Below are 21,110 nucleotides of genomic sequence, written 5' to 3'. Positions count from 1 at the left end.
CAGCCGCTATGAAAAGCCCTCAACCGACCGTGTCCATGGCGGATAAAGTTGCCCTGATCGACAGCCTCTGCGCCAAGGCGCGGATCCTGCCGGTGATCACCATCGTCCGTGAACAGGACATCCTGCCGCTGGCCGATGCCTTGGCCGCCGGTGGCCTGACCGCATTGGAAGTGACCCTGCGTTCCGAGTTCGGGCTCAAGGCTATCCAGGTGCTGCGCGAGCAGCGCCCTGAACTGTGCACCGGTGCCGGCACTGTGCTGGACCGTCATATGCTCGAAGCGGCAGAAGTGGCCGGCTCGCAGTTTATCGTCACCCCCGGCATCACCCGCGACCTCCTGGAAGCCTCGGTACACAGCCCGATCCCGCTGCTGCCCGGCATCAGCAATGCGTCCGGCATCATGGAAGGCTATAGCCTGGGTTATCGCCGCTTCAAGCTGTTCCCGGCCGAGGTCAGCGGCGGTGTGGCGGCGATCAAGGCCTTGGGTGGCCCGTTCGTTGAAGTGAAATTCTGCCCGACCGGCGGCGTCGGCCCGGCCAACATCAAAAACTACATGGCGTTGAAAAACGTGATGTGCGTGGGCGGTAGCTGGATGCTTGATCCCGAGTGGGTCAGGAACGGCGACTGGGCGCGCATCCAGGAAGTCACCGCCGAGGCGCTGGCGCTGCTGGATTGATCTGATTTATCGAATCGTTGTTGCTGTGCTTAACGGCATTTTTGCGGTGCACTTGGTCGGTGTACCGCTTTTTTTTGCCTGTAGATCCAGGCCACCACACATTCCAATGTGGGAGGGGGCTTGCCCCCGATGACGGCCTCAGAGCCGACCAGGATGTTGTGTCGATCCTGACCCAAATGTGGGAGGGGGCTTGCCCCCGATGACGGCCTCAGAGCCGACCGGGATGTTGTGTCGATCCTGACGTGTGGGAGGGGGCTTGCCCCCGATGGCGGCCTCTGGGCCGACCAGGATGTTGGATCAGATCGAGTACATATCCGTTTCTGCGGTAACGGCCACTTAGGGTTCCGCCCTGACGGCGGCTCACTTTTGAAAAGCGCAAAAGTAAGCAAAACGCTCTTGCCCCACCACTCGGCACCTCGCTTGGGCTCGGTGTGCCCGAACGCAGGCTTGAATCCGTGGGCCGCCGCAATGGGCCATCCCTGGCCCAGTGCGGCTAACCCGGCGTCCTGCCGGGTTACCCACGGATTCAAGCCTGCGTTCGGCCAGCGTGGTTTAACGGGGCGCCTAGGATCAAAAGCAGATCAAGATCAAGAGCGACTCGCTTCGCATCGTGGTTACGGTTGGGCGCTACAGAGTTGTGTGGATACCTATGGCCATCGGGGGCAAGCCCCCTCCCACATTTTAATCTGCGTTTAGTTGGGTAATTGCGTGGACCAACACATCGATGTCCGCAGCGGTAGTCACCAGCCCCGGCGTCACTCGAATACAGGTGCCAAACGCCGCGCCCGAGCGGGTTGTGGTGAACACGTCATACTCCTTGAGCAACCTGTCGACCATCACCTGCTGATCGCGCCCAATGAACTTGAACGCAGTAATCGCGCAATACAGCCTCGGGTCATCCGGCGTCAGCACCTCAATGCCCGGCAACTCGCGCACCTGGCTCACCCACATGTCCCGCAGATAGTTGACCCGCGCACCTTTGGCCGCCGCGCCACCCAGTTGCAGATGCTCGTCAAGCACCAATGGCAAGGTCATCAACGCCGGAAAGTTCGGCGTGCTGTAGGGCGTACGTGCCCGTACATCCGTGGCGGGGTAGTGGAATTCGCCCATGTCCGGGTCGATATCCGGCAGGCGTTCGGGGGCAATGTAGAGAAAGCCCAGGGTCAGCGGCGCGCCGATCCATTTGTGCAGGTTGAAGCCGGCGAACTGAATGCCCAGTTCGCCAAGGTCGAAATCGATCTGGCCCAGGGCGTGGGCGCCGTCGAGGATCACGTCGACCCCCTGATCACGTGCAGCCCTGGCAATCGCCGCCACCGGCATCACCAGGCCGGTACGGTGGGTGACATGGGTCAGCGCCATCAGCTTCAGGCGCGGGTATTGATCGAAGGTGTCGCGATAGGTCTGCACCAGGCTGTCGAAACTGGCCGGGTGTGTGTGGGAGATTTCGATCACTTCGACACCGCGTACGCCGGCCAGCCAGCGCATCGCACCTTTGACCGTGTCGTACTCCAGATCACTGATCAGCACCTGATCGCCCGGTTGCAGGCGGTTGTAGTTGCGGATCAGCGACTGCAAGGCTTCGGTGGCGTTGCGGGTGAAGGCCACCGAGTCGGGGTCTGCATTGATCAACGCGGCCAGTTGGCGGCGAATCTCGATATTTTCCCCTTGTTCGAAGCGCTGACGCACATACACCGAGTTGCTGCGGTTGATAAACGCCACGTGCTCCAAGTACTGCGCCTGGACTGCACGGCTCATGCGCCCGAAGTAACCATTTTCCAGATTGATCGGGCCCGGCTCCAGTTCGTAGCGCTGGGCGATGGCCCGCCAGTGAGGTTCGTTGTTTGCATTCCTTGGCATGGCGTGACTCTCAATTAATGGCGAGGGGCGGGTTTACCGTGTTTGACGCGCAGCGGCTCGAGCAATTCGGCCAGGCCGTTGTGGTCGATTTCCTGCATCAAGGCCAGCAAACCGCCCAGTTCTCCATGGGGAAATCCCTCGCGGGCGAACCAATTCAGGTAAGGGCCGGGCAGGTCGGCGATGATTCGGCCTTTGTATTTGCCAAAGGGCATTTCGCGTGTGATCAGCAATTCGAGTTTTTCGGGGTTCATGGTTTTGAGCAGTGAAAGCGAGACCTTCGAAAATACAGGCATTCTGCATGAAGGCCAAATGACAGATCATGCAAATAACATACATACAGATGGTTCAATTATTATTAACTTATTGAATTTAAAGATAAAAGTGATTTTTCAAAACCTGGCACGGGCGCTGCAATCATTAAGGCAACCTTCCTCAATCCACACAAGGAATTGAAAAATGACTGACATCAACAAAGAATCGATCTCTGTACTGAATGACCTGATCGAGACCAGCATCGATGGCCAGAAAGGTTTTAAAGAGTGCGCTGAAGACATCAAGCACCCTGAACTCAAAGCCCTGTTCGCCAAGCGCTCCGCCGATTGCGCCACTGCCGCCGCCGAGCTGAAGACCGCCGTGCGTGCTCTGGGTGGCGATCCGGAAGACTCCGGCAGCATGGCCGGTGCACTGCATCGCGGTTGGGTTGACGTGAAGTCGATGGTGACCGGCAAGGACGAAGAGTCCGTGCTGAACGAAGCCGAGCGCGGTGAAGACCACGCACTGAAGGCTTATCGTGAAGCGATCGAGAAGATCAACAAGCACAACCTGCTGGGCATTCGTGACCTGGTTGAGCGTCAGTATCACGGCGTGCAGCGTAACCATGATCAGGTCAAAGCCCTGCGTAACCAGGCACGTGCTCAGTCTTGATTTGAACGCTGTACGGCTGCATGCCCGTTGACTGATAGGCAACGCGTAACAAAATCCGAGGTCCCTTTGGGCCTCGGATTTTTTTTCGCCTGCACGCAGCGCCGCCAGTCCTCAAGGTTCAAGAGATACCACGTTGTCAGGTTTTGATAAGCGTGACCTCGGCGCTTGCGGCTCAGCTCCTGTGTTTTTTATAGGCGTACACGGGGTGGAAGTCTTTGGAGATCTGGTCGATTGGCGAGGGAAGCGTGGCGGTGCTGATGGGTTTGAGCCGAAACTTGTTCCTGATTTGAAACATTTCCCTCTCCTTGTCATCCGGTGCAAATAAAAACACCATGCCCTCAATGTCGAGTACTCGGCCTATTTCATCCGCAACGCGTTCGGTAATAGGCGCCCCCATCAAGGTAATGATTTTAACTTGCTCGCAGGCGATGGGAAAATCAGGATCATCGTAAGTAGCGACCGGCATGATGTTCGGGATTGCACTGTGGCGGTTGACGCCATTGGAGACGGGCTGACGGTATAAATTCAGATTAACGGCCGCGTCGAAACCGGATATCAAGGTACCTGCGTGGATGCGTCCTTCTCCCCAGACATCGAGTAGAGGCACGGTTCGGTTAATAATTTGATAATGCTGAAAGGCGTACGACAGGGAGTGGTCATTATTTCGATAGAAGCAATAAAGCAGCCCTTCGTATTCTACCAGGCACGGACTGTTTGAGATGCCGTCCTTCACGATAATCTTGTCAGGGCACCACGTTCCATTGTCCAGATAGTTGACACAGAGACTGGTGTGTTCGGACTTTACGGTACGTGCGCTGAAGAGGCTGTCGTTGTAAACATAAAGGGAAGGGCTTTCCGAAACATTGGCAGACAGGCTCATTTCGTGAGACCACTGTATACCGTCAAATTTAATACACCAGGCAGTTTTGGTATTTGCCTTGTGATAGGCGCAGTAGAGTTCGCCCTTGTACACGGCAAGGGTCGGTGATTCAGTTATCTCAAGGTTGCGGATATGCTGATCCTGGTCCCAGTCGGTGCCATTGAATGTCGAATACCACAGGGTGCCGCGGTCTTCCTCCCAGCCTTGATGGAAGCAATATAATTTATCCTGATAAACCGCCAGGGAGGGGGAGGTCAAGATGCCTTTCTTCGTGGTAATGACGTTTGACCAGGTGTCTCCGTTAAAGGTCGTGTACGTTAACTTTTGCGAGTCGCCACCGGGCCGAAATGCGCAATAGATTTTATTGTCGTACACCGCTACTGCAGGCGTACCGGTGACATAGATATGAGGGATGGTGTGTTTGGCAGTGTTTTTCAGTTGGCCCGAGGGCGTGCGCTGGAAGATCAGGTAATCGACTTTACCGTTGTCGATGCTGCCATAGTGTTGAATAAAGACATATAACTCGCCTCTGAAGACCACCGCGCTGATACTGGCCGACGATCTATCAGGCAGGTGCGTACCGCTGAACCAAGTTCCCGATTCCTTGAACGTGTTGTTTTCATAAACCACATTGTCGAGTGGGTTCTTCATTGTATAGTTTCCTGGCGTGTTCTAGATACGTTGTCAGTCGTACAGTGGAAAGGGCGACTGAATAGGCAACCGGCAATACATATTGAAAGCCTGTTGATTTTTATCGAACGTACAGAACCGGGCCAGTCCGTATTGCGGGCGCTGGACGTGGGACAACGCCCTGTTCACTGAGGGTCGTTGCGTGGGGATTACCCGCGGGCAAGTGTATGTGTACTAGGTTAGTTGCACGGTATGAATAAGACGGGTGTAAAGCAGGTGCCGGACGTGAAGTACGGTTATCGATCAGGACGGCCAATGGAAGGCCGTCCCTTACCCGATGCCATGGGTCAGCCAATGCTGATCGGCGGCAGTTCGGTCAGCGTCACAACCTGCTGCTTACGCGGCGCAAGGATCTCCGCTTCGCCATCCACTACCAGCTCATCACGCTGATTGAACACGCGAGTGGCGATGCGTACACGGAACTTGGGCAGCTTCTCCAGGATTTCCAGGCGCACCGTCAGGGTGTCACCGATTTTGACCGGCTTCTGAAAGCTCATCTGCTGGCCAATATAAATCGTGCCCGGCCCAGGCAATTCGCAGGCCACGGCCGCGCTGATCAGCGCACCACTGAACATGCCATGGGCGATACGCTCCTTGAACATGGTCGCCTTGGCATAGTCGGCATCCAGGTGCACCGGGTTGTGATCGCCGGACATGGCGGCGAACAACTGGATATCGCGCTCTTCGACGGTCTTGCTGAAGCTGGCGGTCTGGCCGACTTCGAGGGCCTCGTAGGGAGTGTTGGTTACCTGGGTCATCTAAACGTGCATCCTGTGGCTAATCGGTAATTTAATGGGTTGATTTTAAACGTAAAGTCATTCGCAGCGGGTGGGCCTGCGCAAGGTCAGGGCGTGTTCGAGCCACGTCAGTACATCTGCCGTGACGTCGTCGCGGTTGGTTTCGTTGAACACTTCATGACGTGCCTGCGGGTAGATCGTCAATTGCAGGTGCTGGCAGCCGGCCTCACGCAGGGCATGGGCCAGGCTTTTGAGACGCTTGCCTTCACTCACCGGATCACATTCACCGCCGATTACCAGAATCGGCAGGCCCGGATCGATCTGCGCGAGATTGGACGCTTTGCTGATGTGCTGCAAGCCGCCGAGCAGGTCGATCCACAGTTGATTGGTGCAGCGGAAACCGCACAGCGGGTCATGGATGTACTTGTCGACTTCATCCGGGTCGCGGCTGAGCCAGTCGAAGGCGGTGCGATTGGGTTTGAACGCCTTGTTGAATGAACCGAACGACAGGAACTCAATCAACGCACTGCGCCCACGCAGGCCCTGGCGTGCGCGCTCGATACGAGCAACCAGCCGCGCTGCGCGGTACAACGCCACCGGCTGGAAATTCGAACCGCTCAGAATTGCGCCGTGCAGGCTGGCACTGTGATGCAGCATATACGCCTGGGCGATATAGCTGCCCATGCTGTGGCCCAGCAAGATGATCGGCAGTTCCAGGTGCTGCTGGCCGATGTGCTGGTTGAGGCTGGCCAGATCGCCCACGACCTTGTTCCAGCCATCGCTCTGGGCATAAAGCCCCAAGGTGCCCTCATCGGCGGTGCGGCCATGTCCGCGCTGGTCCAACGCATATAAACCGTAGCCGGCGCCGCACAATGCCTGGGCCAGGCGTGCATAGCGCCCGCTGTGCTCGGCCATGCCGTGGGACAGCATCACCAGGGCCTTGGGGGGAACGTCAGGCATCCATTGATTGACGAACAGGCGGCTGTGGTCGTTTGCGGTCAGCCAGAAAGTGCGGTGGTTCATGGCGGTTCCTTTGCTCAGGGTCGTTGCAGTGTATAGCTCATCTGCCGCAGGGCGGGGTATCTGCCTATGCCTTAGCAACAAGATTCATACAATCAATGACACAGTTCAGCGTATTTGCCTGTTTGGCCATTACTGCTAACGTCCTCCAAGCTCCGCTCTTTATAGCTGCACCGAGAAGCGGCCGGACCTGTTCAGGTAAAGAGGACAAGAATAATGCAACCTGATTTCTGGAATGACAAACGCGCCGCGGGCGTTCCCAACGACATCGACCTCACCAGTTACAAATCGGTGATCGAAGTCTTCGAGCGCTCCTGCAAGACCTTTGCCGACCGTCCGGCCTTCAGCAACATGGGCATTACCCTGACCTACGCCGAGCTCGAGCGCCACAGCGCGGCGTTCGCCGGTTACCTGCAGCGGCACACCGATCTCAAGCCGGGCGAGCGCATCGCGGTACAGATGCCCAACGTGCTGCATTATCCAATTGCCGTTTTTGGCGCACTGCGCGCCGGGCTGATCGTGGTCAATACCAACCCGTTGTACACCCCGCGTGAAATGCGTCACCAGTTCAAGGATGCCGGCGTGCGCGCACTGGTGTACCTCAACCTGTTCGGTTCGCGGGTCCAGGAGGTGTGCACCGACACCGAGATCGACTACCTGATCGAAGCCAGAATGGGCGACTTCATGCCCGCCGCCAAGGGCTGGCTGGTCAACACAGTGGTCGACAAGGTGAAGAAGATGGTTCCGGCCTACCACCTGCCGCGCGCGGTGTCGTTCAAGCGCGCCCTGGGCATGGGCGCCGGCCTGGGTGTGACCCGCCACCCGGTCACCCTCGGCGATGTCGCTGTGCTGCAATACACTGGTGGCACCACCGGCCTGGCCAAGGGCGCGATGCTCACTCACGGCAACCTGGTGGCGAATATGCAGCAGGTACGGGCGTGCATGTCCCAGACCGGCGACGATGGTCACCCGTTGATCAAGGAAGGGCAGGAGGTGATGATTGCGCCGCTGCCGCTGTACCACATCTATGCGTTTACCGCCAATTGCATGTGCATGATGGTGTCCGGCAACCACAACGTGCTGATCACCAACCCTCGGGACATTGGCGGGTTCATCAAGGAACTGAAGAAGTGGCGTTTCACCGGGTTGCTGGGGCTCAACACACTGTTTGTGGCGCTGATGGACCATCCGGATTTCAAGAGCCTGGACTTTTCCCATCTCAAGCTGACCAACTCCGGCGGCACGGCGTTGATCAAGGCCACCGCCGAGCGCTGGCAGCACATCACCGGTTGCGCGATCGGCGAGGGCTACGGCCTGACCGAAACCTCGCCGGTGGCCAGCACCAACCCGTATGGCAATAAGTCGCGACTGGGCACCGTCGGCATTCCGGTGCCGGCCACGGCCATGAAAGTAATCGATGACGAGGGCACCGAGCTGCCGCTGGGCGAGCGCGGCGAACTGTGCATCAAGGGCCCGCAGGTGATGAAAGGCTATTGGCAGCAACCGCAGGCCACCGCCGAAGCGCTGGACGCCGAAGGCTGGCTCAAGACCGGCGATATCGCTGTGATCGATGCCGATGGCTTTATCCGCATTGTCGATCGCAAGAAAGATCTGATTATCGTGTCGGGCTTTAACGTGTACCCCAACGAAATCGAAGACGTGGTGATGGCCCATCCAGCCGTGGCCAACTGCGCGGTGATCGGCGTGCCGGACGAGCGTACCGGGGAGGCGGTGAAGCTGTTTGTGGTAGCGCGGGCCCAGGGGGTGAGCCTTGAGGAGTTGAAAGCGTACTGCAAGGCCAACTTCACGGGGTACAAGGTGCCCAAGCATGTTGTGCTCAGGGATTCGCTGCCGATGACGCCAGTCGGCAAGATTCTGCGCAGGGAGCTGCGCGACATCGCCTGATTTGAAATAGGGTCAAAATGTGGGAGGGGGCTTGCCCCCGATGGCAGTGGTTCAGTCAACACAGTGGGTGACTGACACACCGCCATCGGGGACAAGCCCCCTCCCACATTTGTTATTTGTCGCTCAGTAAGCCCATTCCAGAGCGGATTTCAGTGGTATAGAATCTTTGCTCTAAAAATGACCATTGGATATTCTTGAGTCATGTTTATGACTGTAGGGCCCGCTTTTGGCTCTAGGCGGCCCTTGGCAAAGCTGCTACTCTCGGCGCGCTTTGTGACGTCTAGGCCTGCTTGAAAGCGCCAGATTCACCTTAAAACACACACCAATAATAATCGCATCAAATGCGATGATGAATTCGCGTCGCTGAGGAGTGGGCTTCCATGAACGAAGACTTTTGGAAGGATAAGTACCCCGCCGGGATTGCTGCACAAATCAATCCGGACGAGTATCCGAATATTCAGGCGGTACTGAAGCAGTCCTGCCAGCGCTTCGCCAACAAACCGGCTTTCAGCAACCTGGGCAAGACCATCACCTACGGTGAACTGTACGAATTGTCCGGCGCGTTTGCCGCCTACCTGCAACAGCATACCGACTTGAAGCCCGGCGATCGAATCGCCGTGCAACTGCCCAACGTCCTGCAGTACCCGGTCGCTGTATTCGGCGCCATCCGTGCCGGGCTGATCGTGGTCAACACCAACCCGCTGTACACCGCGCGGGAAATGGAACATCAATTCAACGACTCCGGAGCCAAGGCCCTGGTCTGCCTGGCCAACATGGCGCACCTGGCTGAAAAAGTCGTGCCCAAGACCGCCGTCAAGCACGTGATCGTGACCGAAGTGGCCGACCTGTTGTCGCCGTTCAAGCGCCTGTTGATCAACAGCGTGATCAAGTACGTGAAGAAATTGGTCCCGGCGTATCACCTGCCGCAAGCGATCAAGTTCAATGACGTGCTGGCCAAGGGGCACGGCCAAGCGGTCAGCGATGCCAACCCGGCCAGCGGCGATGTGGCGGTGTTGCAGTACACCGGCGGCACCACCGGCGTGGCCAAAGGCGCGATGCTCACCCATCGCAACCTGGTCGCCAACATGCTGCAATGCAAGGCGCTGATGGGCTCCAACCTCAATGAAGGTTGCGAAATCCTGATCACGCCGCTGCCGCTGTACCACATCTATGCGTTCACCTTTCATTGCATGGCGATGATGCTGATCGGCAACCACAACATCCTGATCAGCAACCCGCGCGACTTGCCCGCGATGGTCAAGGAACTGTCTAAGTGGAAGTTCAGCGGCTTTGTCGGCCTCAACACGTTGTTCGTGGCACTGTGCAACAACGAAGGTTTCCGCAAGCTGGATTTCTCCGCGCTCAAGGTCACCCTGTCAGGCGGCATGGCGCTGCAACTGGCGGCGGCCGAACGCTGGAAGGCCGTGACCGGTTGTGCCATCTGCGAGGGCTACGGCATGACTGAAACCAGCCCGGTGGCCACTGTGAACCCGATCCAGCATATCCAGATCGGCACCATTGGCATTCCGGTGCCTTCCACCGTGTGCAAGGTGATTGCCGACGACGGCACCGAGTTGGCGCTGGGCGAAACCGGCGAGCTGTGCGTCAAGGGCCCGCAAGTGATGAAGGGCTATTGGCAGCGTGAAGACGCCACCGCCGAGATGCTCGACAGCGAAGGCTGGCTGAAGACCGGTGACATCGCGATCATCCAGCCCGATGGCTACATGCGTATTGTCGACCGCAAGAAGGACATGATCCTGGTCTCGGGCTTCAACGTGTACCCCAACGAACTGGAAGACGTGCTGGCAGGCCTGCCGGGTGTGTTGCAGTGCGCGGCCATCGGCGTACCGGATGAAAAGTCCGGGGAGCACATCAAGCTGTTCATTGTGGTCAAGCCGGGGGCTACCCTGACCAAGGAGCAGGTGATGGAACATATGCGCGCCAATGTCACCGGCTACAAGGTGCCCAGGGCGGTTGAGTTCCGCGATGCGTTGCCGACCACCAACGTGGGCAAGATCCTGCGGCGTGAATTGCGCGACGAAGAACTCAAGAAGCTCGGCCTTAAAAAGTAACGCAAACCAAATGTGGGAGGGGGCTTGCCCCCGATAGCAGTGGTTCAGTCAACACATTGAGTGACTGACACACCGCCATCGGGGGCAAGCCCCCTCCCACATTTTTTGATCGCGTTCTTACAGAGCGAACTGGGCGAAGCCGATTCCCGCACCCGCCGGTCGCACATCCTTGAGGAACGAGTCCTTGTCGGCGCTCAGTTCCAGGGTGATCTCCGGCTTGCGTTTGCCGGCATTGCGCACCACCAGCCCTTCGAGGTTTTCGCGCAGGAACAGGGTCGGCACCTTCAGGTGCAGCAACTGGTCGGTGTCGGCGTTGTGCATCAACAGGTGGATCCACTCGTACTGGCCCACGCCGATCCGCACCAGGGGCAGGTCGAACCACCAGATGTTGCGTTTGCGGTCCAGGTCGGTGAAATGACAGTTGTTGACGCCGAGTACGGCACCCCCCAGTTCCTGGTTTCTGCGGGCGATGGCCTGTGCTTTATCGAGTTTCATAACCTTCCTACGGGAGCTGTTATTCAGCGTGTGAGCCTGAATGTGCCGGGCATTCTCGTGGGTTGGCTGCAAAACATAAAGGCAAACCTGCCCCTTTCGATGAAATGCCTGCTGAAAATAATTGAAACTCTGGCGCGTGGCGTTGAGTCAACCGCAGCGTAGTGACCAAAAACCATTTGATTGTTATCAGGAGTAATACCATGGGCAGCACTTCCGATAAGGTAAAAGGCATGGCCAACGAAGCCGTCGGTAACGTCAAGCAAGGCGTCGGCAAGGCTACCGATAACGACAAGCTGCGTGCTGAAGGCGTGATCCAGGAAAAGAAAGGTGAAGCACAGCAGGCAGTGGGCAAGACCAAGGATGCGGTGAAAAAAGCCACCGAGTAACACGGCTTGACTGGCTCCCCTCCAGCAGCCCGACGGCCATCCACGGATGGCCGTTTTTGCAGGTGCTGGCGCAACTAAACTTCAGAAATTGTTTCAAAGTCGCCAAATGGGCTACTTTGATGTAGAAAACGGCCCCTGAGTCGCCCACGACTTCAACTCTTTGCGGCGAAAGGAGACGCTAATGATTTTTCCGGTCCTCGATGGTCTCAAGCTGCACAAGGTGCTGGTGCGCACCGTCACCGAATTCGTCGACGACGAGATGCCCACCTATGCCTCGGCACTGGCGTACCAGATGCTGTTCTCGCTGTTTCCCTTCCTGCTGTTCCTGATTGCGCTGATCGGTTTCCTGCACCTGCCGGACTTTTTCACCTGGCTGCGTCTGCAGTCGGAGCTGGTATTGCCGCCCCAGGCCCTGGAGCAGGTCAACCCGGTGATCGACCAACTGCAGCAATCCAAGGGTGGGCTGCTGTCGGTGGGTATCGTGATCGCCCTGTGGACCGCCTCCGCCGGTGTGCGCCTGATGATGAGTGCGATGAACGCGGCGTATGACGTGGTGGAGGGGCGGCCGATCTGGAAGCGTTTCCCGCTGTCGATTTTCTACACCGTCGGCATCGCCGGCATGCTGCTGGCCGCCGCCGCGCTGATGGTGCTCGGCCCGCAAGTGATGGAGTGGCTGGCAGGGCAGATCGGCATGCAGGAGTTCGTCGTCACCCTGTGGACCATCCTGCGCTGGCCGCTGATCGTGATCCTGCTGATGTTTGCCGTGGCCCTCATGTATTACGTGATGCCGGATGTGGAGCAGGAGTTTCGCTTTATCACCCCCGGTTCCGTGCTCGCGGTGGTGGTGTGGATCGTCGCTTCCCTCGGCTTTGGCTACTACGTCAAGACCTTCGCCGACTACAACGCCATGTACGGCAGCATCGGTGCGATCATCGTCCTGCTGCTGTACTTCTATATTTCTGCCGCCGTGCTGCTGCTCGGCGCGGAGATGAATGCCGTGATCGAACACATGTCCGCCGAAGGCAAGGACCCCGGTGAGAAGGAAATCGACGGACCCGGCAATACGACTGAAAAACAGCATGTCTCAGGCTTAGGCCGCGACCACTCCAAGCCCCTCATCGAGCCTGATCAATGATTCGTGAAATCCTCAAAATGGGCGATGAACGTCTGCTGCGCGTCGCCCCGCCAGTGCCGCCGGAAATGTTCGACAGCCCCGAACTGTGGCAACTGATCGATGACATGTTCCAGACCATGGAACACGTAGGCGGCGTCGGCCTGGCCGCGCCGCAAATCGGTGTAGACCTGCAATTGGTGATCTTTGGTTTCGAGGCCAGCGAGCGCTACCCGGACGCGCCGCCGGTACCGCAGACTATCCTGATCAATCCGTTGATCACCCCGCTCAGCCCGGTGCTGGAAGAGGGGTATGAGGGTTGCCTGTCCGTTCCGGGCCTGCGCGGGGCCGTGGACCGTTACCAGCAGATCCGCTACGAAGGTTTCGACCCCAAGGGCGAGCCGATCGTACGTTTTGCCGATGGCTTTCATGCGCGGGTGGTGCAGCATGAATGCGACCACCTGATCGGTCGCCTGTACCCGTCGCGGATTACCGACTTCAGCAAATTCGGCTTTATCGAGGTGATGTTCCCGGAACTGGCCCCAACCACGGACGAATAACCAGCAGACTACAGCAGGTCCAAATGTGGGAGGGGCTTGCCCTTTGTAGGAGCGAGCTTGCTCGCGAAAGAAGTCAACGATAACGCGTGCTTCCTGAATGAACGCGGTGCCTGTGGGTTTTTCGCGAGCAAGCTCGCTCCTACCCACCGCTATCGGGAGCAAGCTCCCTCCCACATGGGTTGTGTGTCATCCAGGTTATTGCAGTCCCATCGCAATCATCGGCTTGTTGCGCTTGTAACGCATCAACCGCTCACTGAGCGATTGCGGCAGCACCGTGTCTTGAGAAAACCCCATGCGCTGGTACAGCGTTTCAAGGTCCGGATGGCACAGCAACCAGACAGTGCCGTCCCTATCCGCCACTGCCTGTTGAACCAATTGCGCTGCCAGCCCCTGGCCGCGATAGGCCGGATCAACGAACACGCCCGTCAGCCACTGCCCACCGGCCACGGGTGTCAGGCACAACCCGGCCACAATCTCGCCGTCTCTTGCCACCCACAACTGCCCACCCTTGAGCGCCTTCATTGATGAGTTGTGGCTGCGGTAAAACTTGTTCAGCAACGGCCATAGCGGCGCTGCCAGCCGTTCGATGTGCATGGTCAACCAATTAAAAGGGGCGAGGCGCGCATTGTAACTGTTGCTGGCAGAGCGCAAACAGCGGCTGCCCTCATCGTGCATAAAGTTATAAGAAGATGAATTTTAAATATTTTTAAAGAATAAGTGGGCTTGTTAGGATCGCTCCCATCCGCACCCGCCGCCAAGCCCAAGGAAGCGCTCTTATGCTGAAAATGATTGCTGTCGTCGTTCTTTCACTGGTCGCTGCCAACGTACTGGCCGCCGATCCCTCCACGCTGCGCATTGGCTATCAGAAAAGCTCGGTGAGCATGGTGCTCGCCCGTGAGCACAAGCTCTTCGAAGCCGCGCTGCCCGGCACACAGGTGCAGTGGACCGAGTTCCTCGGTGGCCCGCCGCTGATCGAGGCGCTGAACGCCGGCAGCCTGGACATCGGCAATATCGGTGACATCCCGCCCATTTTCGCCCAGGCCGCCGGTATCGAGTTGCAGTACATTGCCGTCGAGCCCAATGACGGCAAGACCGAAGCCGTGCTCGTGCCCAAAGCCAGTACGATTCAGAGCGTGGCCGAACTCAAGGGCAAGCGTGTGGCCCTGCTCAAGGGGTCCAGCGCGCACAACCTGTTCCTCAAGAGCCTGCTGCGCGCCGGCTTGCAGTGGAAGGATGTGAACGTGGTGTACCTGTCGCCGTCCGACGGCCGCGCCGCATTCGAGCAGGGCAAGGTGGACGCCTGGGTCGTGTGGGACCCGTATTACTCGGCCGCCGTGGTCGACGGTGCCGCCCGTGTGCTGGGCACCGGCGAAGGCCTCAATCCGGCCGGCAGCTTCTTCGTGACCAGCGGCGCGTTTGCCCGGCAAAATCCCTACGCCATCGCTACCATTATCCAAACCCTCGGCAAGGCACAGCGCCTGTCGCTCGACCAGCCCGAGGCCAGCATTGCGCTGATGGCCAAGACCCTGGGCCTGCAACCGGCCGTGGTCAAAAGCTACTTCGAGCACCGCTCGCCGGCGCCGATCCGGCCGCTGCAGGGGGGCGACATCGCCACTCAGCAAGGCACCGCCGACCTGTTTTTCGCCAATGGCCTGATCCCGAAAAAGATCGATGTGCAGCAGGTTGTGTTCAAGGGGCCATAGGCCACTGGAGAAGCTGCTTTCAGCGCCCTGCAGGCGATAGACAGCCAGGTGGAAGAAGTGAGGCCTCCGGCGTATGGGCATTGCATGGTTGCCTCAAACGCTGCTGATCTCATGTGAAAGATATTCAACATGTGGGAGGGGGCTTGCCCCCGATGCGGTGTGTCAGCCACGACTTATTGACTGATCGACCGCTATCGGGAGCAAGCCCCTCCCACATTGTTTTCAGCGGTGTGGCTTAGATGGCTGCCAGGGTGTCTTTCATTGCCTGCGCCTGTGGCGCAGCCGTCTTCGCCGCGACCTGCTGCTGTTGCTGCTCCTTCAAGCGCTCAGCCACTTGCCTGGCAATGGCGTCTTGCTTTTCCTGTGGCAGTGCCTGTACCTGCTCCTCGGTCAAACCTTGCTCCTTGAGCATTTGCTCACGAATGCGTTCGGCCGGGGATTTGCTCATATATTCGGTGAGTTCAGCCCGTGCCCCCGAGGTCGGCGCATTGGCCTGCAGCTGCACGCGAGTCTTGGCAAAGGCCTCATCGATGCGGTCGCTCGCCTTGTCCAGTTCCTTCTGCGCGGGCGGCATTGTCACGCTTTGCTGTGCAGCCTGCAGGGCGCCGCTGTACAACGCGCTGGCGGCGGCATTGGCCGGGTCCATGTCGGGCCGCTTGATCTGTTGAGCCGTCGAAGCGGCTTGGGTGGAGTTGTTAACCAGCATGATCGGTCACCTGTGCAAATATGCGGTGTGACAGCTGGAGCAATTAGCATGCCGGGCGCACGGTGCGCGTTTTTGCTGGGGGGCAAGCAGCCGTCGCGGCAAACTCTGTCCCGTCGACGGCCAAGCGTTGCCGTCAGTGGGCGATATGCTCCAACGCCAGGTTACGCGTACGCGGCCCGAACCAACTGATGGTGATCATCACGATCAACATGCTGCTGGCAATAAATGCCAGCACGCCCGGCGTGCCCAGGTGTTCAAGGATAAAACCGATCAGCAGGCTGCTGAATACCGTGGACAAGCGGCTGAACGAATAACAGAACCCCACCGCGCGCGCACGGATATTGGTGGGGAACAATTCACTCTGATACGAGTGATAGCTGAAGCTCAGCCAGGCATTGCAGAAGGTGATCATCACCCCGCAGAAAATCAGTCCCACCGCCGTGGTTTGCAGGGCGAACAGGCTGCCGAAGATCACCGCGCCCATGGCCGAGCCGACGATCTGCCATTTGTTTTCAAAACGGTTGGCGACCTTCACGAACAGCAACGGGCCCAGCGGGTAGGCGAGGGTGATGATAAAGGCATAGAGCAGACTGTGGGTCACGCTGACGCCCTGGCCCGACAGCAAGGCCGGCAGCCAGTTGCCAAAGCCGAAGAAACCAATCGCCTGGAACACGTGGAACACGATCAGCATCAAGGCGCGGCGACGGTAGGGCGGCTGCCAGATATCGGCGAAACGGCCGCTGCCCTGCACGCTGACAGCCTCCGGCTCTGGCGCATCCAGGGGTTTGCCGTGATCCTTCAGGCAGCGCGCCTCCAGGTTGTCCATGATCGCGCCGGCTTCCTCGAAACGACCTTTCTGTGCCAGCCAGCGCGGTGACTCCGGCAGGCGCTTGCGCAGTTGCCAGATAAACAGCGCAAACACCGCACTGCTGAGCACCACCCAGCGCCAACCGGAGATGCCGAACGGCGCCTGGGGCACCAGCCACCAGGACATCAGCGCCACCGCCGGCACCGACAGGAACTGGATGAAAAACGCAAAGGCAAACGCCGAACTGCGCATGCGCTTGGGCACCAGTTCCGACAGGTAGGCGTCGATGGTCACCAACTCGATGCCCAGGCCAATGCCCACCAGAAAGCGCATGCCGATAATGCCCACGGCCGACGTCTGGATGCCCATCAACACCGTGGCGACGGTGTACCAGATCAAGGCAAAGGTGAAGATCGCCCGGCGCCCGAAACGGTCCGCGATGGGGCTTAGCAGGCTGGCACCGAGGAACAGGCCGAGGAAGGTGGCCGAGGCGAACGCTGCCTGGTCAGAGAAGCCAAACACGCCCTCGTTGCCGGTGTGGAAGATCCCGTCGCTGATCAGGCCGGGGCTGATATAGGCGGTCTGGAACAGGTCATACAGCTCGAAGAAACCACCGATCGACAGCAAGGCCACCAGGCGCCAGATGCTGGCGGCTGCGGGGAGGCGGTCGATGCGTGCGCTGATATGGGCGGCGCGGGTCGGGTCGATGCCGTCGGAGGCAGAAAATGAAGGCATGGCGGGAAAACTCAATAGGTAATGGGGATTTCAAAGGCTTGAAACGCATCATCCACAGGACGGTAGCCCAGCACCCGCGTGGTTTCGCTCAGGTCCAGGCGCTTGAAACGGTTATTGGAAATGCCATGGGCGACCAAGTGTTTCACGCCCTCGGCCTCTACCGAACGCTGCAACAATTGCACGGCATCGCGGGGGCTGAGCCAGGCGCTGAGGTCGCGGGCGTTGTTCAGGCCGTGGGTTTCGGGGAATTCAAAGGCGCCAATGCGCAGGGCGATGGTCGACAGCGATGTCTTGGCTGCGTAGTAGCCACACAGCGCCTCGCCGTAGCATTTGGTCACGCCATACAGGTTGGCGGGCATCACCGGCATGCCAGGCGTGATCTGGCGATCCACCGGGTAGCCTTCGATGGTTTGCGCGCTGCTGGCAAATACCAGGCGCTGCACGCCGGCGTTCACGGCGGCTTCGAACAGGTAGGTCGTAGCGAGGATATTGTTGGGCAACAGGTCGTCGAACGTGGCGTCGGCGTTGGGAATGCCCGACAGGTGCACGATTACATCGATGCCTTCGAGCAGGGTGGCGAGGCCGGATTTATCACTGAGATCGGCGTGTACGAAGCGGTGATCGCCCCAGTCGAAGTCCGGCGTGATGCGGTCAGTGAGGCTGAAACGGTAGCGATCTTTCGAGGCCTGGAAAAATGTCTTGCCGATTCTGCCGCAGGCGCCGGTAAGCAGTACGTTGAGTCCGTTCACGAGGTTGTCCCTGTGTTCAGTTGTGGCCGTCGAGAGCGAAGGTCCTGAAACCGGCGTGCTGGCTGAGCCGCTGGTAGTAGGCGGCAACGGCCGGGTAGGGCGGACGCTCCATCGGCGTCACCTGCCAGCGGTGTACCGAGAGACCGATCAGGATATCGGCAAGGGTGAACTCATCGCCGGCCACATACGCACCGGTCCTGGCCAACTGCTGTTCGAGAATGCCCATCTTGTCGTTCCACACCTGCACGGCGGCGGCAATCTGCGTCGCGTCCAGCCCATCGGGATTGTTACGCACCAGCGCGGTGAACGCGTCGCCCCAGGCACGGTTGAGTTCGGTGGCTTGCCAGTCGATCCATTGCTCGATGCGGGCCCTTGGCGCGGGCTCGAAGGGCAGCAGGTCCGTGCGTTGATACAGGCCGACGAGGTAGCGGCAGATGGTATTGGACTCCCACAGCACGCCGTGGTCGTCGATCAGCACCGGAACCTGGGCGTTGGGGTTCAGGGCGAGGAACTCGGTGGACTGGGTAGGCTTGAAACCGATGCCCCAGTCCTCGCGCACATAGTCGATGCCTAGTTCCTGGCAGGTCCAGAGTACTTTGCGCACGTTGATGGAGGATGCACGACCCAATATTTTCAGTGAATGTCCCATGGTGCTTCCCTGCGCTTGTGAATGGCAGAGGCAATTTAACAGACGTTTGGTGACGATAGCGAGGTGGTGCCGTCAGCAAGAAAAGGCGAGCAATTGTCCGTTCACGGAAAATGTCGCCTTGATATGGGAAGAGGCTCAGCGGGTGATTGGGCTATTTGCTGCATTTATAATTCAGATATCGTGCAGTCGTGTGGTCATCAATAGCAGTGCTCCTAACTGCCCGCCCTTGCCGAATGAAACAGAAGGACTTAAACAGCATCATGTCAGGCACTCGGTCCGGTGATTGTAAGGACGCCGTTCTGCACCGCCATGGGTTGTTCGTCGGGTGTATTTGTTGATGTGAATGCAAACGTTGCGTCTATCTCAAGCTTTTCAAAATCAACGCTCTTCAACACAAACTTCCCTTCCTCGGCATGGTAATACCATCCAAAGTTTTCATGTGCGTGGTAGTAATAAGCAAACACTTCCGGGTTTTCCGGGTTGATTTTAAAGTCATAAGTGCCTGGGGTAATTTTTTTATTCATCCTGATATACACCATGCGGGGATTTGCCTTTCCATCATATGCCACGATGCTATAGTCGGTCGCGCTTGCGTCGTAAAAATTCACGCTATCTGAAGTGAATGGAGTCGCCGCGAATGATACGTTGCAACCTACTACGCCTTTGGCAAATATAGTTTTTTGCCCTTTTTTTGATGTGTGCATGACGAGGTCCTTTTTAGTAGGGATTGGTGGAAGACAATGCAGCCAACAACTCACTTATAGGACATTGCCATGCACTCGCCTACTGTCAAAGTTGACAGGTATGGGGGGCTGCACTTTCGACAGTGTGTAGAGAGAGCACTTTTCGCTCATGATTAAGCCAGCGGTGCGTGTTGGTCCATTGCCTTACCTACCATCAAGACGCTCAGTTCACTCAATTGATGAATGGCGAGTGCTATATCGCGGTGCTTGCCAGTGAGGTCATCGGACAGGTCGAGCAGCAAGGTACTGACGGAGCATATGGTTTCGTAGCTGTTGATCAGCAGGGTTTCGGTGGGGGTGTTGGGGATGACAGTGAAGAGCGTATGCATGGGGATGCTTTGCATTATTGAAGTACCTGATCTGGGCTGATACCTCATCGCTACTAAACGAGGGTGGCAGCTGCACGCAGGTTAGTAGACCGGTATCCCACACAAACCCGGCGCACCCGAAGGCGCCCTACGCACAGCCACCGTCAAGCATCGGCAGGCTCATGCATCTTGTGTGGAGACGTTCGGGCTACTAAACCCGATCACCGAGAAATTCAGCGACCGGCCAACCTTAGAGACCGCCACCCAGGCGCACAAGCCGGCGGATTCTGACGTAAGCGTAGGTAACGGAGCAAGGCGCTTGGCCTAATGTCAGCCGCTTCCTACAGACGTCCTACGTACTCTCGCGCACCTGCAACTCAAACCCCATATCCACCACCGGCTTGGCGATCCGGTTACCCGCCATGATCGTCAGCAAATGCTCCGCTGCACGCCGGCCAATGGCTTCGCGTGGCGTGCTGATGCTGCTCAGGCGCGGCACCATGAACGAGGAGGCGGGCAGGTCGTTGAAACCCAGCACGGCGACACGCTCCGGCACTTTGATGCCGTGGCGCAGGGCTTCGAGCAAGGCGCCCTGGGCCAGGTCGTCGTTGCCGAAGAAAATCGCGTCCACATCCGGATGAGTGGCCAGTAGTTGCAAAAACAACTCGCCACCCAGGCCCACCGAAGAAGGGCGGGGCGTCAGCAATTCCAGCGCCGGGTCGTATAGGCCGGCCTGCTGCAAAGCGCGCCGAAAGCCTTCGCCGCGCAACAAGGTGCGCTGGTCCAACTGCGCGCCGATATAGGCCAGGCGCTTGCGGCCGCGCGCGAGCAAATGCGCCGCTGCCGTTTCACCGGCGGCCAGTTGGGAAAAGCCCACGCAGTTCACCCCGGCGTTGGGGTCCAGGTCCATCATGTACACGCAGGGCACGTTACTGGTCTCGACCATCCGCCGCGCGCTTTCGGTGCGGTCGAACCCGGTCAGCAGCAAGCCCCGTGGCTGGTAGGCCATGTAGTTGCGCAGCAGGTTTTCTTCTTCGTCGCGGCAGTAGTGGGAGTTGCCGATCAGCACTTCAAAGCCCTTGGGCCGCAGTACTTGGTGAATGGCTTCGAGGGTTTCGATAAACAGCAGGTTGGACAACGACGGCACCAGTACCACCACCGAATGGCTCTGGGCCGACGCCAGGGCGCGGGCGGCGGGGTTGACCACGTAGCTCAGTTCGGCGGCGGCCTGCTGCACTTTCTCCACCAGCTCGGTGGCGACCGTGCTGATGCCACGCAGGGCGCGGGAGGCGGTGATCGGGCTGACGCCGGCCAGACGGGCAACTTCATTCAAGGTGGGGCGACCGGTGGTGCGGGTATTTTTATCGTTCTTGGAGGTCATCAGGCGGCTTGCCAAAC

At 58.5% G+C, this 21,110-nt stretch carries 22 protein-coding genes; 8 read left to right on the top strand and 14 right to left on the bottom strand.

The window, feature by feature from the left end; translation table 11 throughout:
- Window positions 1–8 precede the first annotated feature (8 nt).
- A complete protein-coding gene (locus tag BOP93_RS20845; RefSeq protein WP_104504501.1) occupies window positions 9–674 on the top strand; it encodes a bifunctional 4-hydroxy-2-oxoglutarate aldolase/2-dehydro-3-deoxy-phosphogluconate aldolase in 666 nt (221 codons plus the stop codon).
- A 681-nt stretch (window positions 675–1,355) separates the two neighbouring features.
- On the opposite strand, the gene BOP93_RS20835 is transcribed toward BOP93_RS20845, so the two are convergent.
- Together BOP93_RS20835 and BOP93_RS20830 are read right to left on the bottom strand one after the other, a co-directional pair.
- Window positions 1,356–2,531: an aminotransferase class V-fold PLP-dependent enzyme gene (locus tag BOP93_RS20835; protein WP_104504500.1), complete on the bottom strand. Its 1,176-nt coding sequence runs from the start codon at window positions 2,529–2,531 to the stop codon at window positions 1,356–1,358.
- Window positions 2,532–2,545: 14 nt separating this feature from the next.
- Window positions 2,546–2,782: a DUF3820 family protein gene (locus BOP93_RS20830; protein WP_104505342.1), complete on the bottom strand. Its 237-nt coding sequence runs from the start codon at window positions 2,780–2,782 to the stop codon at window positions 2,546–2,548.
- Window positions 2,783–2,987: 205 nt separating this feature from the next.
- Here BOP93_RS20830 and BOP93_RS20825 point away from each other — a divergent pair, with 205 nt between their 5' ends.
- On the top strand, window positions 2,988–3,455 hold the full coding sequence (locus BOP93_RS20825) for a ferritin-like domain-containing protein (RefSeq protein WP_104504499.1): 468 nt from the start codon (window positions 2,988–2,990) through the stop codon (window positions 3,453–3,455).
- Window positions 3,456–3,627: 172 nt separating this feature from the next.
- Here BOP93_RS20825 and BOP93_RS20820 read toward each other — a convergent pair whose 3' ends face one another.
- The 3 genes from BOP93_RS20820 to BOP93_RS20810 form a co-directional block, all read right to left on the bottom strand.
- Complete coding sequence (locus tag BOP93_RS20820; RefSeq protein ID WP_104504498.1) at window positions 3,628–4,986, bottom strand: sialidase family protein; 1,359 nt, start codon at window positions 4,984–4,986, stop codon at window positions 3,628–3,630.
- A gap of 326 nt (window positions 4,987–5,312) precedes the next feature.
- On the bottom strand, window positions 5,313–5,783 hold the full coding sequence (locus BOP93_RS20815) for a MaoC family dehydratase (RefSeq protein ID WP_065949403.1): 471 nt from the start codon (window positions 5,781–5,783) through the stop codon (window positions 5,313–5,315).
- A gap of 57 nt (window positions 5,784–5,840) precedes the next feature.
- The gene (locus BOP93_RS20810) at window positions 5,841–6,785 is read right to left on the bottom strand and encodes an alpha/beta hydrolase (protein ID WP_104504497.1); all 945 of its coding nucleotides are present in this window, start codon (window positions 6,783–6,785) and stop codon (window positions 5,841–5,843) included.
- 213 nt (window positions 6,786–6,998) lie between these two features.
- Here BOP93_RS20810 and fadD2 point away from each other — a divergent pair, with 213 nt between their 5' ends.
- Both fadD2 and fadD1 read left to right on the top strand, forming a co-directional pair.
- Window positions 6,999–8,687 carry a long-chain-fatty-acid--CoA ligase FadD2 gene (gene fadD2 / locus BOP93_RS20805; RefSeq protein WP_104504496.1) on the top strand — a complete coding sequence of 563 codons (1,689 nt, stop codon included), beginning with the start codon at window positions 6,999–7,001 and terminating at the stop codon, window positions 8,685–8,687.
- Window positions 8,688–9,067: 380 nt separating this feature from the next.
- Window positions 9,068–10,759: a long-chain-fatty-acid--CoA ligase FadD1 gene (fadD1, locus tag BOP93_RS20800; RefSeq protein WP_104504495.1), complete on the top strand. Its 1,692-nt coding sequence runs from the start codon at window positions 9,068–9,070 to the stop codon at window positions 10,757–10,759.
- Between the two features lie 117 nt (window positions 10,760–10,876).
- On the opposite strand, the gene BOP93_RS20795 is transcribed toward fadD1, so the two are convergent.
- On the bottom strand, window positions 10,877–11,254 hold the full coding sequence (locus BOP93_RS20795) for a hypothetical protein (protein WP_104504494.1): 378 nt from the start codon (window positions 11,252–11,254) through the stop codon (window positions 10,877–10,879).
- A 200-nt stretch (window positions 11,255–11,454) separates the two neighbouring features.
- On the opposite strand from BOP93_RS20795, the gene BOP93_RS20790 reads away from it, so the two are divergent.
- The 3 genes from BOP93_RS20790 (at window position 11,455) to def (ending at window position 13,311) form a co-directional block, all read left to right on the top strand.
- Window positions 11,455–11,640 carry a CsbD family protein gene (locus BOP93_RS20790; RefSeq protein WP_065887705.1) on the top strand — a complete coding sequence of 62 codons (186 nt, stop codon included), beginning with the start codon at window positions 11,455–11,457 and terminating at the stop codon, window positions 11,638–11,640.
- A gap of 181 nt (window positions 11,641–11,821) precedes the next feature.
- Window positions 11,822–12,775: a YihY/virulence factor BrkB family protein gene (locus BOP93_RS20785; RefSeq protein ID WP_104504493.1), complete on the top strand. Its 954-nt coding sequence runs from the start codon at window positions 11,822–11,824 to the stop codon at window positions 12,773–12,775.
- Window positions 12,772–13,311 carry a peptide deformylase gene (def, locus tag BOP93_RS20780; protein ID WP_104504492.1) on the top strand — a complete coding sequence of 180 codons (540 nt, stop codon included), beginning with the start codon at window positions 12,772–12,774 and terminating at the stop codon, window positions 13,309–13,311. The genes BOP93_RS20785 and def overlap by 4 nt, the downstream gene beginning before the upstream one ends.
- Before the next feature lie 195 nt (window positions 13,312–13,506).
- Here def and BOP93_RS20775 read toward each other — a convergent pair whose 3' ends face one another.
- Window positions 13,507–13,905 (bottom strand): GNAT family N-acetyltransferase, encoded by a 399-nt coding sequence (locus BOP93_RS20775; protein WP_104505341.1) that lies wholly within the window; start codon window positions 13,903–13,905, stop codon window positions 13,507–13,509.
- Between the two features lie 182 nt (window positions 13,906–14,087).
- Between BOP93_RS20775 and BOP93_RS20770 the strand changes: the two genes are divergently transcribed.
- A complete protein-coding gene (locus BOP93_RS20770) occupies window positions 14,088–15,014 on the top strand; it encodes an aliphatic sulfonate ABC transporter substrate-binding protein (RefSeq protein WP_104504491.1) in 927 nt (308 codons plus the stop codon).
- 235 nt (window positions 15,015–15,249) lie between these two features.
- Here BOP93_RS20770 and BOP93_RS20765 read toward each other — a convergent pair whose 3' ends face one another.
- From BOP93_RS20765 to BOP93_RS20735, 7 genes are all read right to left on the bottom strand, one after another.
- Window positions 15,250–15,720 carry a hypothetical protein gene (locus BOP93_RS20765; RefSeq protein WP_104504490.1) on the bottom strand — a complete coding sequence of 157 codons (471 nt, stop codon included), beginning with the start codon at window positions 15,718–15,720 and terminating at the stop codon, window positions 15,250–15,252.
- A gap of 133 nt (window positions 15,721–15,853) precedes the next feature.
- A complete protein-coding gene (locus BOP93_RS20760) occupies window positions 15,854–17,263 on the bottom strand; it encodes an MFS transporter (RefSeq protein ID WP_104504489.1) in 1,410 nt (469 codons plus the stop codon).
- A gap of 11 nt (window positions 17,264–17,274) precedes the next feature.
- Window positions 17,275–18,012 (bottom strand): NAD-dependent epimerase/dehydratase family protein, encoded by a 738-nt coding sequence (locus BOP93_RS20755; protein ID WP_104504488.1) that lies wholly within the window; start codon window positions 18,010–18,012, stop codon window positions 17,275–17,277.
- 16 nt (window positions 18,013–18,028) lie between these two features.
- The gene (locus BOP93_RS20750; RefSeq protein WP_104504487.1) at window positions 18,029–18,661 is read right to left on the bottom strand and encodes a glutathione S-transferase family protein; all 633 of its coding nucleotides are present in this window, start codon (window positions 18,659–18,661) and stop codon (window positions 18,029–18,031) included.
- A gap of 263 nt (window positions 18,662–18,924) precedes the next feature.
- A complete protein-coding gene (locus BOP93_RS20745; protein ID WP_104504486.1) occupies window positions 18,925–19,365 on the bottom strand; it encodes a hypothetical protein in 441 nt (146 codons plus the stop codon).
- A 152-nt stretch (window positions 19,366–19,517) separates the two neighbouring features.
- Complete coding sequence (locus BOP93_RS20740; protein ID WP_420220238.1) at window positions 19,518–19,748, bottom strand: DUF6124 family protein; 231 nt, start codon at window positions 19,746–19,748, stop codon at window positions 19,518–19,520.
- 316 nt (window positions 19,749–20,064) lie between these two features.
- Window positions 20,065–21,096, bottom strand: coding sequence for a LacI family DNA-binding transcriptional regulator (locus BOP93_RS20735; RefSeq protein ID WP_162303236.1), 1,032 nt, complete (start codon window positions 21,094–21,096; stop codon window positions 20,065–20,067).
- Between the last annotated feature and the right edge of the window lie 14 nt (window positions 21,097–21,110).

Source organism: Pseudomonas orientalis, assembly GCF_002934065.1.
In the GTDB taxonomy this organism is placed as follows: domain Bacteria; phylum Pseudomonadota; class Gammaproteobacteria; order Pseudomonadales; family Pseudomonadaceae; genus Aquipseudomonas; species Aquipseudomonas orientalis_A.
Note: the sequence above shows the minus strand (reverse complement) of the source record. Positions and strands in the feature narration are given on the sequence as shown.